Source organism: Saccharopolyspora sp. MMCC62 (assembly GCF_057736575.1).
This window is the reverse complement of record NZ_JBYKCM010000003.1, coordinates 24,694-40,975: the sequence shown is the minus strand read 5'-3', so window position 1 is coordinate 40,975 and position 16,282 is coordinate 24,694. Positions and strand designations below refer to the sequence as shown.

Below are 16,282 nucleotides of genomic sequence, written 5' to 3'. Positions count from 1 at the left end.
GGAGCCTAGCCCAGCAGTAGCCGCGATACTGCTCCGGGGTGGCGAGGTGCGCTGCACGTCACCGAGATCGTCCCCGCCCGCCGCGGTGATCGGATCGGGTGGACCGGACCACCCGAACCGGTGGACTTGGCCACCCGGGCCGGTTCCCGCGTCGCGCGCCCGCCGCGACGCACGCGCGCGGGGAACGAACCGCCTCGTCCGGGCCCGCTCACCGCGCCTGCACAGCGCGGCGGCGCACCCGGCATACTGGGTCTCCCGCCGCCGAGATCCCCGACCGGGACGCGGGGCGGAGCCCGACCCATCGCCGACGCGAGAGGTGCATGGACGCGTGTGCGGCCTGCTTGGACTTGTCTGTCCCACTGAAGAGAACGCCGGTTTCGCCGTCGACGCCGTGGCCAAAGCCCTGCCCTGCCAACGGCACCGGGGACCGGACGAGAGCGACACCTGGCACGGCGGTGAGGTCGTCTTCGGCTTCAACCGGCTGTCGATCATCGACCTGGAGCACTCGCACCAGCCGTTGACCTGGGGCCCGCCGGAGAACCCCGGCCGCTACACGATCAACTTCAACGGCGAGATCTACAACTACCTGGAGCTGCGCGCCGAGCTCGCCGAGCACTACGGCGCCCGGTTCCACACCGACGGCGACACCGAGGTGATCGTCGCCGCCTACCACTACCTCGGCACGGCGATGGTCGGCAGGCTGCGCGGCATGTTCGCGTTCCTGATCTGGGACAGCGAGCGGCGCGTGGTGTTCGGCGGGCGCGACCCGTTCGGGATCAAGCCGCTGTACTACGCGTCCGGCCCCGGCGGGGTCGCGTTCGCCAGCGAGAAGAAGTCGCTGCTGAGCCTGGCGACGACGCTGCGCATCGGCGAGGACCTCGACCACAAGGCGCTGCAGCACTACCTCACGCTCCAGTACGTGCCGGAGCCGGAGACGATGCACCGCCAGATCTCGCGCATCGAGTCGGGCACCTCGTTCACCGTCTCCCCCGGCGGGCGGCTGGTGACCGAGCGGTACTTCGTGCCGAACTTCACCTCGAAGCCGGTGCGCAACGACTCGGACGCGCGGCGGCTGCACGACCAGATCGTCGACGTCATGCGCGACTCGGTCGCCAAGCACATGCGCGCCGACGTCACCGTGGGCTCGTTCCTGTCCGGCGGCATCGACTCGACGGCGATCGCCTGCCTGGCCAAGGAGCACAACCCGAACCTGGTCACCTTCACCACCGGGTTCGAGCGGCAGGGCTACTCCGAGGTGGACGTGGCCGCCGAGTCGGCCGCGGCGATCGGCGTGAAGCACGTGATCCGCACCGTCTCCCCCGAGGAGATGATGGAGACGCTGCCGCTGATCATCTGGTACCTGGACGACCCGGTGGCGGACCCGGCGCTGGTGCCGCTGTGGTTCATCGCCCGCGAAGCCCGCCAGCACGTGAAGGTGGTGCTGTCCGGGGAGGGCGCCGACGAGCTGTTCGGCGGCTACACGATCTACCGCGAGCCGTTGTCGCTGGCGCCGTTCGAGCGGGTGCCGGGCACCCTGCGCAAGGCGATGGGCAAGGTCTCCACCGCGATCCCGGACGGGGTGCGCGGCAAGGACCTGCTGCGCCGCGGGGCGCTGTCGCTGGAGGACCGCTACTACGGCAACGCGCGGATCTTCCGGGACGATCAGCTCAAGGCCGTGATGGCGGCCTTCGACCCGGGCGTCTCGCACCGCGACGTCACCGCCGCGCCGTACCGCTCCTCGGCGAGCTGGGACCCGGTGACCCGGATGCAGCACGTGGACCTGTTCACCTGGCTGCGCGGGGACATCCTGGTCAAGGCGGACAAGGTGACGATGGCGAACTCGCTGGAGCTGCGGGTGCCGTTCCTGGACAACGAGGTGTTCCGCGTCGCCAGCGGCATCCCGCTGGACCAGAAGATCACCCCGGAGACCACGAAGTACGCGCTGCGCCAGGCGATGAAGCAGGTCGTGCCCGCGCACGTGCTCAACCGCCGCAAGCTGGGCTTCCCGGTGCCGATCCGGCACTGGCTGCGCGACGAGATGCACGACTGGGCGCGCAACATCATCCAGCAGTCGCAGACCGAGCGGCTGCTGAACAAGACCGCGATCCTGCAGCTGCTGGAGGAGCACCGGTCCGGCGTGCTGGACCACAGCCGACGGTTGTGGGCGCTGCTGGTGTTCATGATCTGGCACGGCATCTTCGTCGAGGGACGGCTGTCCCCCGAGGTCCCGGAGCCGTACTACCCGGTCAAGCTCTGACCGCACGACACCGGCGAACGGCCGCTCCCTCCCACCGGGAAGGAGCGGCCGTTCTCGTCGCGGCAGGTCAGCTCTGCTTCGCCCCGGCGTGCAGCGCGACACCGGAGTTCGCGGACACCGAGGTGGTCAGCCAGCCGTCCTCGTTGACGTCCACGGTCCCGCCGGTGCAGGACCCGTCCTGCAGCGAACCGGACAGCACGTCGCAGTAGGTCCCGGCGGGCAGCGAGGTCTGGAACGACTGCTGGTCGATCGCCGCGTCCTCCCGGTTGAGCACCACGAACCCGGCGTCGCCGCGGCCGAACGCGACCCGGCCGGACCCGTCGTCCCACCAGTTCGTCAGCTCCGCGCCCTGCACCTCGCGGTGGAACCCGGCCATCCCGGCGATGATCGGCCGCGCGTGCTCGCACACCCACGCCTGGTCGGAGCAGCTCGCCGGGTTCGTGCGGCCCTCGCCGTCGCTGGGCGGCCCGGCGTCCGGATCGTCGAAGGCGAACCCGGAGATCAGCTGCGGGGTGCCGTACGGGTAGGCGAGCATGAACGCGTTCGCCAGGTCGTAGGCCGTGCCGTCCTTGTAGGTGAGCGTCGGCTCGCTGCGCTGGGTGTCGTGGTTGTCGATGAACACCACGGCCTGGTCGCTCGGCAGCGTCATGCGGTCCGGCAGGTCCTGGAGGCCGGCGAGCGACCCGTTCTTGAAGGCCTCGCTGACCTCGTGGTGGTAGGCGAACTCGGTGACGTCCCCGTTGTCCGCGTACTCCCCGGCGGAGGTGGCCTGGTCGGCGATGACCTCCTGGAACACGTACGGCTTCGCGCCGGTGCCGGGGACTTCGTCCAGCCCGCCGAAGATCGCGCCGACGTCCTCCGGCGGCATGTGCTTGACGCCGTCCACCCGGAAACCGGAGACGCCGAGGCTGATCAGGTCGTTCAGGTAGCCCTGCTCGGCGGAGCGCACGTAGTCGGATTCGGTCGCGAGGTCGGCGAGCCCGACGAGCTCGCAGTTGCGGACCTCGTCCTTGTCGTCGTAGTTCGCGATGTCGCGGCGGCAGTCGTGGAAGTCCGCGTCGCTGTACAGGCCCGGGTACACGTACTTCTCGTGCGTGGTGCCCGCGCTGCCGACCGCGTCGCTGGCGGCCATGTGGTTCACCACCGCGTCGGCGTAGATCTGCACCCCGGCGTCGTTGCAGGCGGAGACCATGCCGGCGAACTGGTCGCGGTTCCCGCGCCTGCTCTCCAGCTGGTAGCTCACCGGCTGGTAGTCCTGGTACCAGGGGTGGTCCTCGCCGTCGAGCTGCACGTGCTCCTGCGGCGGGGACACCTGCACGGCCCCGAAGCCCTTCGGGCCGAGGGTGCTGCGGCACTCCTGCGCGATGGAATCCCAGGGCCACTGGAACATCTGCACGATCGGTCCGGCCACGGGTGCTGCGGCCGGTTCGGGTGCGGCGGGCGCTGCCGTGGCCCCGGCGGCGGGGACGACGGACGAGCCGACGAGGGCCACCGCTAGGGCGTATGCGGGTAGAGGCATCGGACAACTTTCTCGATTGAGCAGGTGTCCGTCGATCACATGTTCTTTCCCGCGTCCAGTCAATGCGCCATTGGCACCAGCGCTGACCTGCTCGTTCACCCGGACCGGAGCCGAGGAGCGCGTCCCGCCGCAGGTCGCGGCGAACCTCGCCGAGCTCGGCGGGCACCCCTCCGCCCCGACGTGAGCCGCGCTACTCGCGACCGGTGGCCGCGGACCGCCCAGCCCTCCGGCGGAGAATGCGGGCCATGCGTGATGTGGAGATCAGGGAAGGCACCATCCGGCTGGGCCAGCTGATGAAGCTGGCCGGCCTCGCCGAGCACGGCGCCGACGCGAAGGCCCTGTTGGAAGAGGGCGAGGTGCAGGTCAACGACGAGGTCGAGACCCGGCGCGGCCGCCAGCTCGCCCCGGGCGACCGGATCGCCCTCGGCGACGAGGAGGTGCGGATCGTCGTGGCCCCCTGACGGCGCGCGAACGGCCCGGCTCCCCGCGGGAACCGGGCCGTTCGAGTGTCAGGTCAGTGGAACGAGTCGCCGCAGGCGCAGGAGCCGCCCGCGTTCGGGTTGTCGATCGTGAAGCCCTGCTTCTCGATGGTGTCCACGAAGTCGATCACCGCGCCTTCCACGTACGGGGCGCTCATCCGGTCGACGACCACGTCGAGGCCCTCGAAGCCGCGCCGGGCGTCGCCGTCCAGCGAGCGCTCGTCGAAGAACAGCTGGTAGCGCAGGCCGGCGCAGCCACCGGGCTGGACGGCGATGCGCAGGTGCATGTCGTCGCGGCCCTCCTGCTCCAGCAGCGCCTTGGCCTTCTGCGCCGCGGAGTCGGTCAGGGTGACACCGTGCGAGGGCGCCTCGCTCTCGGTCGTCGTCTGGGCGGTCATGACTCTCCCTAGAGGTCTCGCTCGTCCGCTTCCGGCGTGACGTCCAACGTCGGCGCCGACCCGAGGTATTCCCCGCCGGGGAGGGGCGACTCGGGAGGCGAGTCGTGTTGGTCTACCAGCCTCCATGGTGGCACAGACCCGGCCCGGAACCACGTGAACGTCCTCGCATCCGGACGCGCCCGTTCCGGCGGCCCCGCCGCGGTGCGGCGAACACGCGGTCACGTGCGCCCGGCCGAGTGGCGTCGAATACCCTGGAGGGGTGAGGTTCCTTCGCCGCAGCAGCGCTGAGCAGACCGCGACCGACGACGCTTCCACCGAGGGCGCCCAGGCCGCGGCGGAACCCGCCCGCGACCGCACTCCCGGCAAGGGCAGGCCCACTCCGAAGCGGCGCGAGGCCGAGACCCGCCGCCGCGGCCCGGTCGCGCCGCCGCCGAAGACGCAGCGCGAGGCGATGAAGCGGGCCCGCGGCAACAAGGAGGAGCGCCGCAAGGCCGCGCGGGAACGCCGCGAGCGCATGATGGCCGGCGACGACCGCTACCTGATGCCCCGCGACCGCGGGCCGGTGCGCGCGCACGTGCGCGACATCGTCGACACCCGCAGGCACATGATGGGCATGTTCATGCCGCTGGTGCTGGTGGTGTTCGTGACCACGCTGGTGCAGAACGTGCTCGTGCAGCAGTACGCCACCCTGGTGTGCCTGGTGCTGCTGCTGACGATGCTGTTCGAGGGCACGCTGCTGGGCCGCGCCGTGAACAAGCGGGTGCGCGCGAAGTTCCCGGACGCGACCGACCGGCCGCTGTCGCTGGGCTGGTACGCGTTCACCCGGGCGATGCAGCTGCGCAGGCTGCGGGTGCCGCGGCCGCGGCTCACCCCGAAGGACTTCCACAAGATCGGCTGATCCGAGCCGGATCCCGGGCCCGATCGTCCGGCGCCCTCGTCGGATGCCGCCGGAGCCGCGCGCGGCATAGGGTCCGGGCATGGAGTTTCGACGTCTCGGCAACAGCGGTCTGTCCATCAGCGAGATCGCGTACGGCAACTGGCTCACCCACGGCTCCCAGGTCGAGGAGGACGCCGCGCACGCCTGCGTGCGGGCCGCCCTCGACGCGGGCATCACCACCTTCGACACCGCCGACGTCTACGCCCAGACCCGCGCCGAATCGGTGCTCGGCCGGGCCCTGGCCGGACAGCGCCGGGAAGGCCTGGAGATCTTCACGAAGGTCTACTTCCCCACCGGCGAGGGCCCCAACGACCGCGGTCTGGGGCGCAAGCACATCATCGAGTCCTGCAACGCCTCGCTGCGCCGGTTGCAGACCGATCACGTCGACCTCTACCAGGCCCACCGGTTCGACCCGTCGGTGCCGCTGGAGGAGACGATGACCGCCTTCGCCGACCTGGTGCGGCAGGGCAAGGCGCTCTACATCGGAGTCTCCGAGTGGACCGCCGAGCAGCTCACCCGCGGTGCCGAGCTGGCCCGCGAGCTGTCGGTGCCGCTGATCTCGAACCAGCCGGAGTACTCGATGCTGTGGCGCGTCATCGAATCCCAGGTGGTTCCGGTCAGCGAGCGCGAGGGCATCGGGCAGATCGTGTTCTCCCCCATCGCGCAGGGCGTGCTCACCGGCAAGTACCTGCCGGGTCGGCAGCCGCCCGCGGGCTCCCGCGCCACCGACGAGGGCGGCGGCGCCAAGATGATCTCGCGGTGGATGCGGGACGACGTGCTCTCCGCGGTGCAGCGGCTGCAGCCCGTCGCCTCGGACCTGGGCCTGTCCACCGCGCAGCTGGCCATCGCGTGGGTGCTGCAGAACCCGAACGTGTCGGCGGCGATCGTCGGCGCCTCCCGGCCCGAGCAGGTCGCCGACAACGTCGCCGCCTCCGGCGTGGAGCTCGGCGCGGACGTGCTGGACCGGATCGACGAGGTGCTCGGCGACCTGGTCACCGCCGATCCGCGGGAAACCCGCTCGTAGCGGTCCCCCGTGCCCGGTCCGGCGCACTGCCCGGCCGGGTACGGTTCCCGCAGTCGTTCACCCGATCGCAGGAGGTTCACCGGTGGCCGCGTCCGCACGCACCCTGGTGCTCGGCGGGGCCCGCTCCGGGAAGTCCGCGCACGCGGAAGGCCTGCTCGGCGCCGACGAGCCCGTCCGCTACGTGGCGACCTCCCGGCACGACCCGGACGACGCCGAGTGGACCGAGCGGATCGCCGCGCACGTCGCCCGCAGGCCCGCGACCTGGACGACCGCCGAAGCCGGCGATCCCGCGGTGCTGCTGGAACTGCTGCGCACCGCTCCCGCGGACGGGCCCGCGCTGCTGGTGGACGATCTCGCGACCTGGCTGACCGGGGTCCTCGACGACGCGGGCGCCTGGGACCGGGATCCGGCCGCGCTCGACGCCGTCGCGGCGCACTGCACCGCGCTCGCCGAGGCCGTCGCGGGCTGCGCCTCCCGGCTGGTGCTGGTCTCGGCCGAGGTCGGGCTCGGCATCGTGCCCGCCACGAGTTCTGGAAGACTTTTCCGCGACCGGCTCGGCGAGCTCAACGCGCGGCTCGCCGAACGCTGCGACGCCGTGCTGCTGCTCGTCGCGGGTGTCCCGCTCCGGTTGCGCTGACCACCCGCCCGCACCGACCCCGGAGGTAACCCCTTGTCCACCGCACCCGAGAACACCCCGGTCCGGTTCGGCGCCGTGCCGCCGCCGGACGAGCAGGCGCGGCGGCAGGCGGTGGCCCGGCAGGAGCAGCTCACCAAACCGGCCGGTTCGCTCGGCAGGCTGGAGGAGCTCGGGGTGTGGGTCGCGGGCCGCCAGGCCAGCTGCCCGCCGCGCCCGTTCGAACGCGCCCGGGTGGTGATCTTCGCCGGGGACCACGGCGTCGCCGAGCACGGCGTGTCCGCCTACCCCGCCGAGGTCACCGGCCAGATGGTGCGCAACTTCCTCGACGGCGGCGCCGCGGTGAACGCGCTGGCCAGGGCGAACGGCGCCACCGTGCGGGTGCTGGACGTGGCGGTGAACGCCGACACGCCGCCCGCGGTGTCCGGGCGCAAGATCCGCCGCGGCTCCGGCGCCATCGACCGGGAGGACGCGCTCACCGACGACGAGGCGCGGGCCGCGGTCGAACTCGGCAAGGCCGTCGCCGACGAGGAGATCGACTCCGGCGCGGACCTGCTCATCGCGGGTGACATGGGCATCGGCAACACCACCCCGGCGGCGGTGCTCATCTCCGCGCTCACCGGCATCGAACCGGTCGCGGTGGTCGGGCGCGGCACCGGCATCGACGACAACGCGTGGATGCGCAAGACCGCCGCGATCCGCGACGCGCTGCGCCGGGCCCGGCCGGTGCTGGACGACCCGATGGCGCTGCTGCGCACCAGCGGCGGCGCGGACATCGCCGCGCTCGCCGGGTTCCTCGCGCAGGCCGCGGTGCGCCGGACGCCGGTGCTGCTGGACGGCGTCGTCGTCGGCGCGGCCGCGATGGTCGCCGAGGAGCTCACGCCCGGTGCCCGCCAGTGGTGGCTGGCCGGGCACCGCACCGCCGAACCGGGCGGGACGCTGGTGCTCGAACACCTCGACCTGAGCCCGATCCTCGACCTGGAGATGCGCCTCGGCGAAGGCTCCGGGGCCGTCACCGCGCTGCCGGTGCTGTCCGCCGCGGTGCGGGTGCTGGCCGAGATGGCGACCTTCGGCGAGGCGGGCGTCGGCGGCCCCACCCCCGCGGAGGCCATCGGGCCCGACCCGGAGGACCAGGAGCTGTGACCTGCCCCGGAGAGGCCGCGGCCCGGTGAACGGGCTGCTGCTGGCGGTGTCCTGGCTGACGGTGCTGCCGTTGCCGGCCCGCGAGGTCGACGACCGCGCCTGCCGCCAGGCCATCGCGCTCGCCCCGCTGGTGGGCGCGCTGGTCGGCGGGTTCGGCGCGGTGCTGCTGTGGGCGCTGACCGCGCTCGGCGCACCCGCCCTGCTGGCCGGGCTGCTCACCGTGGCGGCGCTGGTGCTGGTCACCCGCGGCATGCACGTGGACGGGCTGGCCGACACGGTCGACGGCCTCGGCTGCTACGGCCCGCCGGAGCGGGCGCTGGCGGTGATGCGCGACGGCGGTGCCGGCCCGTTCGCGGTGGTCGCGCTGATCGTCGCGGTCGGCGTGCAGGCGGTGGCGCTCGCCGACCTCGCCGCCGGCGGGCGCTGGGCGGTGGTGGTGCTGGCGTGCGCGGCGGGCCGGGGCGCGTTCGTGCTCTGCTGCCGCCGCGGGCTGCCCGCCGCACGTCCGGAGGGCATGGGTTCGCTGGTCGCGGGCACCCAGCCGTGGTGGCTGGTGGCCTGCTGGTGGCTGGTGCTGGCGGCCGGGGGCGCGCTCGCGGCTCCCTGGTCGGGCGCGGTCGCCGTGCTGCTGGCGGGCGCGGTGCTGCTCGGGTTCACCGCGCACGTGCGGCGCCGCTTCGGCGGCATCACCGGCGACGTGCTCGGCGCCGCCGCCGAACTCACCACCACGCTGGTCCTGGCGGTCTCCGTGCTCGGCTGAGCACCCGTCAGCCCCCGGCGACCGACGGGATGACGCGGATCTCGGTGCCGTCGCGGACCGCCGAACCGGCGCCGTCCAGCCACCGGCACTCCTCCCCGTCCAGGTAGAAGTTGACGTGCCGCCGCAGGCCACCGGCCTCGTCCCGCAACCGGCGTTCGACCGCCGGGTGCCGGGCGCCGAGCACGTCCAGCACGCCCGCCAGCGTGGCCTCCGCCGGCTCGACCTCCAGCCGCTGCCGTCCACCGGCGTGTTCGCGCAGCAGCCGCGGCAGCACCACCGTCACCCGCACCGCCACCACCTCACCAGCTCATCGCGCGCAGCGACAGCACGTCGGGCAGGTGCTCGGCCACCCGTTCCCAGCGCTCCCCGTCCCCGCTGCCCGCGTACACCTCGCCGCTGCGGGAGCCGAAGTACACCCCGGCCGGGTCGGCGTCGTCGGTGCACAGCGCGTCGCGCATCACCGCCGACCAGAACCGCTCGGGCAACCCCTCGGACAGCCCGGTCCACGTCTCGCCCGCGTCCTCGCTGCGGTACACCCGGCAGCGCCCGTCCGGCGGGTAGCGCGTCGCGTCCGCGGTCAGCGGGAACCCGAACACCACGTCCGGCCGGTGCGGGTGGGTCACGATCGGGAAGCCGAAGTCGCTGGGCAGGCCGTCGGCGATGGAGCGCCAGCTCGCCGCCCCGTCGTCGCTGCGGTACACGCCGTGGTGGTTCTGCAGGAAGAACCGCTCCGGCTTCGCCGGGTGCTGGGCGATCTTGTGCACGCACTGGCCGAACTCCGGGTACTCGTCCGGCAGGAAGTAGGCCTTGATGCCCCGGTTGCTCGCCTGCCAGCTCGTCCCGCCGTCCTCGGTGCGGTAGACGCCGCCCGCCGACATCGCCACGACCACGCGGGACGGGTCGTGCGGGTGCGCGAGCACGGTGTGCACCGCCTGCCCGCCGAACCCGGGTTCCCAGCGCTCCCGGTGCGGGTGGTCCCACAACCCGCGGACCAGCTGGAACGTCCGCCCGCGGTCCTCGGAGCGGAACAGCGCGGACGGTTCGGCCCCGGCGTGGACGACCTCCGGGTGGTCGGCGGGCCCCGGCGCGAGCTGCCACACCCGTTCCAGGGCCGCCCCGGTGTCCGCGGGGAACGCGATCGGTGCCGCGTCCGGTTCCTGCCAGGTGGCGCCGAGGTCGTCGCTGGTGACGACGCTGGGGCCGAAGTGCGTGCTGGAGGCGCCGACGAGCAGCCGCGGCGCGCCCCGGGTGTCGGCGGCCACGGCGTAGAGCTCCGCCATCGGCAGGTGCGGCCCGGTCACCTCCCAGGCCCCGCGTTCGCGGCGCGCCAGCCAGAGGCCCTTGCGCGTGCCGATCAGCAGCAGTACTCGATCCGACATGACCGCCCCCTGTGCGTGTTCCAGGTCACTCGGAAGCTACGCCGGGGCACCGACATCCCGCCCGGGCCGAAAGCAACGGCGCCCTCCTCGCGGAACGAGGAGGGCGCCGGGTGGACGGGGCTCAGGCGAGCGGGACCATCCAGCCGTGCGGGTCGGGGGCGGTGCCCTGCTGGATGGCGGTGAGCCGGTCGCGCAGCTGCATCGTCACCGTCCCGGCCTGGCCGTCGGCGATGGTGAACTCGCCGTCTTGGTGCTTCACGTGCCCGACCGGGGTGATCACCGCGGCCGTGCCGCAGGCGAACACCTCGGTGAGCTCACCGGACCGGGCGCGCTTCTCCCACTCGTCGGTGGTGATCCGCCGCTCCTCGACCGCCATGCCCAGGTCGGCGCCGAGCTCCAGCACCGAGGAGCGGGTGACGCCGGGCAGCAGGCTGCCGGACAGCTCCGGGGTGACCAGCCGGGCGTCCGCGCCGGTGCCGAAGACGAAGAACAGGTTCATCCCGCCCATCTCCTCGACCGCCCGCCGCTCCACCGCGTCCAGCCACACCACCTGGTCGCAGCCGTTCTCCACGGCCTGCGCCTGCGCGGCGAAGGAGGCCGCGTAGTTGCCCGCGAACTTCGCCGCCCCGGTGCCGCCGGGCGCGGCCCGCACGTACTCGTGGCCGAGCCACACCGTGACGGGCTTGACGCCGCCCGCGAAGTACGAACCGGCCGGCGAGGCGATCGCCGCGTACAGGTACTCGCTGGCCGGGCGGTTCACCCCGAGGCTGACCTCGGTGGAGATCATGAACGGCCGCAGGTACAGCGAGCTCTCCCCCGCTTCCGGCACCCACGCCCGGTCGACGTCGACGAGCTCCCGCAGCGAGTCGAGGAACACCTGCTCCGGCAGCTCCGGCATCGCGATGCGCTGCGCCGAGCGCTGGAACCGGCGGGCGTTCTGCTCCGGGCGGAACGCGGAGATCGCGCCGTCGGGCTGCCGGTAGGCCTTCAAGCCCTCGAAGATCGCCTGCGCGTAGTGCAGCACCGTCGTCGCCGGGTCGAGCTCCAGCGAGTGGTAGGCCTCGATCTTGGCGTCGTACCAGCCGCGTTCGGTGGAGTACCGCACCGTCGCCATGTGGTCGGTGAAGAACTTCCCGAACCCGGGATTCGCCAATACGTCCGCGCGGTGCGCCTCGGTGGCGGGATGCGAACTGGGAATCCGGGAGAACGAGAGTTCTGTCATGCCCGTACCGTATCGCGCGCCTCGGAACAGTGGAAACCGGTGTGCCATCGGTCGGTCCTCCTAGTGTCGGAGGCTGCTCGAACCCGTTCCGGACGGTCTGCCCGGAGGCGTACCGGTGATCCGTTCGGACCTCTATGATGAGGCCATGGGTGACCAGGAGAACCTGCCGGTGCCGGGACCGACGACGGTCCAGCAGGACACGCTCGCGGCCGCGCTCGGCCTGCTGCTGCCGCTGGGCGGTGGGCTGCTCGTGCTGTGGGGTTACGCCTGGCTGGGGTGGTTCGGCGCGATCGTCGGCGGCGCGGGCGTGGCCTGGTGGGGTTTCTGGTGGTACGGCAAGCACAAGACGCTGTTCCCGAAGGACCTGCGCGGTGGGCAGGTCGGCGGGCTGGCGGTGCTCACGGCCGTGTTCGGCCTGTTCTTCTTCCTCGCGCTGGCGCCCTGATCGGGTTCGATCCCGGCTCGGACCCGGATCCGGAGCGCTTCCGGGGCTGAATCCCGGCCCGGCGCTGGAACCTCGGACCGGCGCTGAATCCCGGTGTGCCCCCTGATCCCGGTTCCGGCGCGCGCCCGAGCCCGCCCCGAGTCCGGAAGCGCGCTGCTTCCGACCGGGTTCAGCGCACCAGGTCCGCGGGCAGCTCGGGCAGCGCCCAGCGCGGGTCGGGCCGCGCCTCGCAGTGGCTGCCGTCGAACGGGAAGCGCTCGCGTTCGGCGAGGTCCGCCATCCGCTCCCCCTCCGCGCGCAGCCGGTCCAGGCGCAGCTGGTCGATGCGCCCGGCGGCCAGCGCGGAGTCGAGTTCGTCCTCGTCCTTCCACGCCCACTTCCCGCCGGGGAACACCTCCAGGTCGAGCACCCCGTCCACCCGGTTGACGCCGGTGGCGTCCCGCCCGAGCGGCACCTCCAGGTTCACGTACCAGTTGCGGAAGCTGCCGTCGGCTTCGAAGAACCACCACACCGAGGACCAGTGCTCGGCGAACACCAGCCGCAGCGTGGCCGTGGTGTGCCACACCGACAGCGCGGGCACCCGGGTTCCGGAGAACCGCTCGTGCAGCGGCAGTTCCCGCGGTTTCCGGCCGTCCGGCGAGGTGGTGATGCGGATCGGCGTCCCCGGCAGCACCCAGCACAGCAGCCGGTCCGGTTCGTCGCTGACCACTCGCGCCGGGTGCACGGTGCCGAGCGAGCCGTCGAGGCGCCAGAAGCGGTAGAGGATGTCCGATCCGGGCTCCCACCGCTGCGGGGCGGGGTCCGGCCGAGCACCACGTTCGGGACCGCGTTCGAGCATGCCGACCTCAACTCCAGCGCCGAGAGACCAGACCCGCCAGCAGCGGGCCCGCGATGACCACCACGAGCGTTCCGAGCATCGCATGGACGGGCATGCTCATGGCCAGGATCACGGCCAATCCCATCCCCAGGCACGCGGACCGCATCCGCCACACCTGGTCGTCGGCGAGCAGCACCCGCGCGGCGGCGTTGGCCAGCGCGTGGTGCACCAGCAGGCAGCAGGAAGCGAAGGCCATCGCCGCGGCGGGCTGCACCAGCAGCGCGACCACGGCGGCGGCGACGCCCGCGCACAGGTCCAGCAGGTACGGGGTGCCCGCGCGGCTCGTCCGGCCGAGCGCGGCGGGCAGGTCCTGGTCGCGCTGCACGGCGAGCGCGGTGGAGCGCAGCGATTCGAGGATGCCCAGCAGCACCGGGAACAGCGCCAGGCCCACCGCGGTCCCGACCAGCGGCCGCAGCGAGCCGCCCGCGGCCGCGTCCATCGCGTCGAGCACCGGCTGCCCGGACAGCGCGAGGCGGGCCGGGCCGAGCTGGTGCAGCAGCGCCGCCGACAGCAGCAGCACCACCGCGCCGGTCACCGCCAGCGCGACGATCACGCCCCACTTCACGACCTTGCCGCGGTACCGGTCCCGTTCCTGCGCGGGGGCGGTGAGCCGTTCGAAGCCGAGGAAGCCGAAGAACAGCACCCCGGCCGCGCCGGTGATGCCGATGGCCCCGTCGCCGCGCGGCGCACCGGCAGGCAGCCCCGCGGGCGGTTCGATCGCGAAGCACACCGCGACGACCAGCCCGACCACGGCCAGCGTGAGCAGAACCCACACCCACGCGGCGGCACCGCGGATGCGCAGTCCCGCGGTGGCGGCCAGCACGACGAACAGCACGATCGCGGCGGCGATGGCGGGCGGCGCGGTGGGCATGGCGTGCTGGGTGATCACCTCGGCGACGGCGGCCAGCGCCGCGACCTGCCCGGCGAGCGCGGTGGCCGCGCCGAACCGGGCGGGCAGCACGCCCAGCCGCGCCCGGATGCACGCGTACCCGGCGCCGGGCCCGCGGTAGCTGGCGGACTGGTGCGCGGAGGCCAGCGCGCAGCACGCCACCGCCAGCAGCACCAGCGGCACGGCCAGCGGCAGCAGCCGTCCGGCGGCGAGGGTGGCGGGGGCGATGCCGACGAACAGCCCGGCACCGAGCATCCCGCCGAGCACCAGCGGCAACGCCGAACCGATCGCTCGCCTAGGTCCGTCCGCGGCGGCCCCAGCACCGGCGTCCGCCTGCTGCTCCGCGACCTGTTGCCCCACTCGCCCACCTTTGCAGAACGCGGTCCCCACCGGCAGCCGCCTGCCGGTCGACGCCGACCGGGAGGCGTCCGCGGCGGCGGCCCGGGCGGGCACCGCGCGGCCGGTCGCACCCGGGTCCGCGACGCCCCAGCCTACGCACCGGCACCGGCCCGTCCCGGTGCGCTTTCCCCCGCCGACGCGCTCCGCCGCGGGAAAACCGCTGGCACTGATCGGCGCAGCGCTAAGCTCGGGCGTGCGGCGCGGTCGGTCCCCGCAACCGCCTGTCGGACCCACCGCGGCCCACCCGATCTACAGTGGCGGTCGCGGGACGGCCGCCGAGCAGGTCAGGCCGGCCGGGGACGGTTCCCGCGTCCGACACCCCATCGATGGCGACACCGCCCGGAGGAAACACACGTGAGCACGCCGAAACTCGCCCTCACCGATACCAAAGCCGCCAAACTCACCGCGGACGTCCTGGTCATCGGCACCCTCGCCGGCGCGGACGGCCCGGAGATCGCGCCCGGCGGCGACGAGGTGGCCGCGGCCTTCGACGGCGACCTGGCGAAGGTGCTCGCGACGCTCGGCGCCACCGGCAAGGCCGAGGAGGTCGTGAAGCTGCCCGCGGGTTCCGGGCTGCGCGCGGACGTCCTGCTGGCCGTCGGGCTCGGCAAGGTCACCGGCGATTCCCCCACCGGTGAGCAGGTGCGCCGCGCCGCGGGCGCCGCGGCCCGCGCGCTGAGCGGGGTCGCGCACGCCGCGACCACCCTGGGCGCGCTGGACCTGGGCGCCGCGGTGCAGGGCACCGTGCTGGGCGCCTACTCGTTCCGCAAGTACAAGTCCGAGCCGGGCGACGACCCGGTGAACCAGGTCGACCTGATCGTGCCGGACGCGAAGGACGACGCCGCCAAGCACGCGCTCAAGGGCGGCACCGCCATCGGCGAGTCCGTCACCATCGCCCGCGACCTGATCAACACCCCGCCGAACGACCTGTACCCGGGTTCGTTCGCGGACCGCGCGAGCGAGCTGGCCCGCTCCGCCGGGCTCGAGGTCGAGGTGCTCGACGAGGCGGCGCTGCGCAAGGGCGGCTACGGCGGCATCCTCGGCGTCGGCTGCGGTTCGAGCCGCCCGCCGCGCCTGGTGCGGCTGCGGCACAAGGGCCCGAAGGCGTCGAAGAAGGTCGCGCTGGTCGGCAAGGGCGTCACCTTCGACACCGGCGGCATCTCGCTGAAGCCCGCCGCCTCGATGGACGAGATGACCTCGGACATGTCCGGCGCCGCCGCGGTGATCGCCACGATGGTGCTGGTCTCGAAGCTGAACTACCCGCTGGACGTGACCGCCACGGTGCCGATGGTGGAGAACATGCCCTCCGGCACCGCGTACCGGCCCGGCGACGTGCTGAGCATGTACGGCGGCAAGACCGTCGAGGTCCTCAACACCGACGCCGAGGGCCGGTTGATCCTGGCCGACGCGATCGTGCGCGCGGGCGAGGACGAGCCGGACTACCTGATCGAGACCTCCACCCTGACCGGCGCGCAGGTGGTGGCCCTGGGCAAGCGCACCCCCGCCGTGATGGGCGACGAGGACTTCCGCGACCGCGTCGCGAAGCTCTCGCAGGCCACCGGTGAGGGCGCCTGGCCGATGCCGCTGCCGGAGGACATGCGCGGCGACCTGGACTCCAAGCTCGCCGACCTGGCGAACGTGGCCGGGCACCGCTGGGGCGGCATGCTCACCGCGGGCCTGTTCCTGAAGGAGTTCGTCCGCGACGGCCTGCCCTGGGCGCACATCGACGTGGCCGGACCGGCGTACAACACGAACTCGCCGCACGGCTACACCGCGAAGGGCGGCACCGGCGTCCCGGTGCGCACGATCGCGGCGGTGCTCGCCGACATCGCCGAGAACGGCTGACGAAGGACCCCAGGACGGCCCGCCGAGTGCGCTCGGCGGGCCGTTCGCCGTCCGCGCCACGTGCGGGAACGGTGT

The 16,282-nt window shown here is 73.2% G+C and carries 16 protein-coding genes; 9 read left to right on the top strand and 7 right to left on the bottom strand.

What is annotated here, in order from left to right:
* Nucleotides 1-328 precede the first annotated feature (328 nt).
* Nucleotides 329-2,257, top strand: coding sequence for an asparagine synthase (glutamine-hydrolyzing) (asnB, locus tag AC29IT_RS07780; protein ID WP_358432801.1), 1,929 nt, complete (start codon nucleotides 329-331; stop codon nucleotides 2,255-2,257).
* Between the two features lie 67 nt (nucleotides 2,258-2,324).
* Here asnB and AC29IT_RS07775 read toward each other — a convergent pair whose 3' ends face one another.
* Nucleotides 2,325-3,776 carry an alpha-amylase gene (locus tag AC29IT_RS07775; RefSeq protein WP_358432799.1) on the bottom strand — a complete coding sequence of 484 codons (1,452 nt, stop codon included), beginning with the start codon at nucleotides 3,774-3,776 and terminating at the stop codon, nucleotides 2,325-2,327.
* Between the two features lie 245 nt (nucleotides 3,777-4,021).
* Between AC29IT_RS07775 and AC29IT_RS07770 the strand changes: the two genes are divergently transcribed.
* A complete protein-coding gene (locus tag AC29IT_RS07770) occupies nucleotides 4,022-4,237 on the top strand; it encodes an RNA-binding S4 domain-containing protein (protein WP_358432797.1) in 216 nt (71 codons plus the stop codon).
* A gap of 53 nt (nucleotides 4,238-4,290) precedes the next feature.
* Here the strand turns inward: AC29IT_RS07770 and AC29IT_RS07765 are convergent, their stop codons facing one another.
* The gene (locus AC29IT_RS07765) at nucleotides 4,291-4,653 is read right to left on the bottom strand and encodes a HesB/IscA family protein (protein WP_224955307.1); all 363 of its coding nucleotides are present in this window, start codon (nucleotides 4,651-4,653) and stop codon (nucleotides 4,291-4,293) included.
* A gap of 259 nt (nucleotides 4,654-4,912) precedes the next feature.
* Between AC29IT_RS07765 and AC29IT_RS07760 the strand changes: the two genes are divergently transcribed.
* The 5 genes from AC29IT_RS07760 (at nucleotide 4,913) to cobS (ending at nucleotide 9,151) form a co-directional block, all read left to right on the top strand.
* A complete protein-coding gene (locus tag AC29IT_RS07760) occupies nucleotides 4,913-5,551 on the top strand; it encodes a DUF3043 domain-containing protein (RefSeq protein WP_358432795.1) in 639 nt (212 codons plus the stop codon).
* A 79-nt stretch (nucleotides 5,552-5,630) separates the two neighbouring features.
* Nucleotides 5,631-6,614 carry an aldo/keto reductase family protein gene (locus AC29IT_RS07755; RefSeq protein ID WP_358432793.1) on the top strand — a complete coding sequence of 328 codons (984 nt, stop codon included), beginning with the start codon at nucleotides 5,631-5,633 and terminating at the stop codon, nucleotides 6,612-6,614.
* A gap of 82 nt (nucleotides 6,615-6,696) precedes the next feature.
* A complete protein-coding gene (locus AC29IT_RS07750) occupies nucleotides 6,697-7,251 on the top strand; it encodes a bifunctional adenosylcobinamide kinase/adenosylcobinamide-phosphate guanylyltransferase (protein ID WP_358432791.1) in 555 nt (184 codons plus the stop codon).
* A 33-nt stretch (nucleotides 7,252-7,284) separates the two neighbouring features.
* Nucleotides 7,285-8,391, top strand: a complete 1,107-nt coding sequence (cobT, locus tag AC29IT_RS07745) for a nicotinate-nucleotide--dimethylbenzimidazole phosphoribosyltransferase (RefSeq protein WP_488218276.1) — start codon at nucleotides 7,285-7,287, stop codon at nucleotides 8,389-8,391.
* 25 nt (nucleotides 8,392-8,416) lie between these two features.
* Nucleotides 8,417-9,151 carry an adenosylcobinamide-GDP ribazoletransferase gene (gene cobS, locus AC29IT_RS07740; RefSeq protein WP_358432787.1) on the top strand — a complete coding sequence of 245 codons (735 nt, stop codon included), beginning with the start codon at nucleotides 8,417-8,419 and terminating at the stop codon, nucleotides 9,149-9,151.
* Between the two features lie 7 nt (nucleotides 9,152-9,158).
* Here the strand turns inward: cobS and AC29IT_RS07735 are convergent, their stop codons facing one another.
* From AC29IT_RS07735 to AC29IT_RS07725, 3 genes are all read right to left on the bottom strand, one after another.
* The gene (locus AC29IT_RS07735; RefSeq protein ID WP_358432785.1) at nucleotides 9,159-9,440 is read right to left on the bottom strand and encodes a MoaD/ThiS family protein; all 282 of its coding nucleotides are present in this window, start codon (nucleotides 9,438-9,440) and stop codon (nucleotides 9,159-9,161) included.
* 10 nt (nucleotides 9,441-9,450) lie between these two features.
* Nucleotides 9,451-10,530: a WD40/YVTN/BNR-like repeat-containing protein gene (locus AC29IT_RS07730; RefSeq protein WP_488218275.1), complete on the bottom strand. Its 1,080-nt coding sequence runs from the start codon at nucleotides 10,528-10,530 to the stop codon at nucleotides 9,451-9,453.
* A 121-nt stretch (nucleotides 10,531-10,651) separates the two neighbouring features.
* A complete protein-coding gene (locus tag AC29IT_RS07725; protein ID WP_488218274.1) occupies nucleotides 10,652-11,752 on the bottom strand; it encodes a branched-chain amino acid aminotransferase in 1,101 nt (366 codons plus the stop codon).
* 145 nt (nucleotides 11,753-11,897) lie between these two features.
* Here AC29IT_RS07725 and AC29IT_RS07720 point away from each other — a divergent pair, with 145 nt between their 5' ends.
* Nucleotides 11,898-12,197 (top strand): hypothetical protein, encoded by a 300-nt coding sequence (locus AC29IT_RS07720; RefSeq protein ID WP_358432779.1) that lies wholly within the window; start codon nucleotides 11,898-11,900, stop codon nucleotides 12,195-12,197.
* A 169-nt stretch (nucleotides 12,198-12,366) separates the two neighbouring features.
* Here AC29IT_RS07720 and AC29IT_RS07715 read toward each other — a convergent pair whose 3' ends face one another.
* Nucleotides 12,367-13,035 carry a DUF402 domain-containing protein gene (locus tag AC29IT_RS07715; protein WP_488218273.1) on the bottom strand — a complete coding sequence of 223 codons (669 nt, stop codon included), beginning with the start codon at nucleotides 13,033-13,035 and terminating at the stop codon, nucleotides 12,367-12,369.
* 7 nt (nucleotides 13,036-13,042) lie between these two features.
* Nucleotides 13,043-14,323, bottom strand: coding sequence for an APC family permease (locus AC29IT_RS07710; protein ID WP_488218272.1), 1,281 nt, complete (start codon nucleotides 14,321-14,323; stop codon nucleotides 13,043-13,045).
* A 393-nt stretch (nucleotides 14,324-14,716) separates the two neighbouring features.
* Here AC29IT_RS07710 and AC29IT_RS07705 point away from each other — a divergent pair, with 393 nt between their 5' ends.
* A complete protein-coding gene (locus AC29IT_RS07705; protein ID WP_358432773.1) occupies nucleotides 14,717-16,207 on the top strand; it encodes a leucyl aminopeptidase in 1,491 nt (496 codons plus the stop codon).
* The last annotated feature ends 75 nt before the right edge of the window (nucleotides 16,208-16,282 follow it).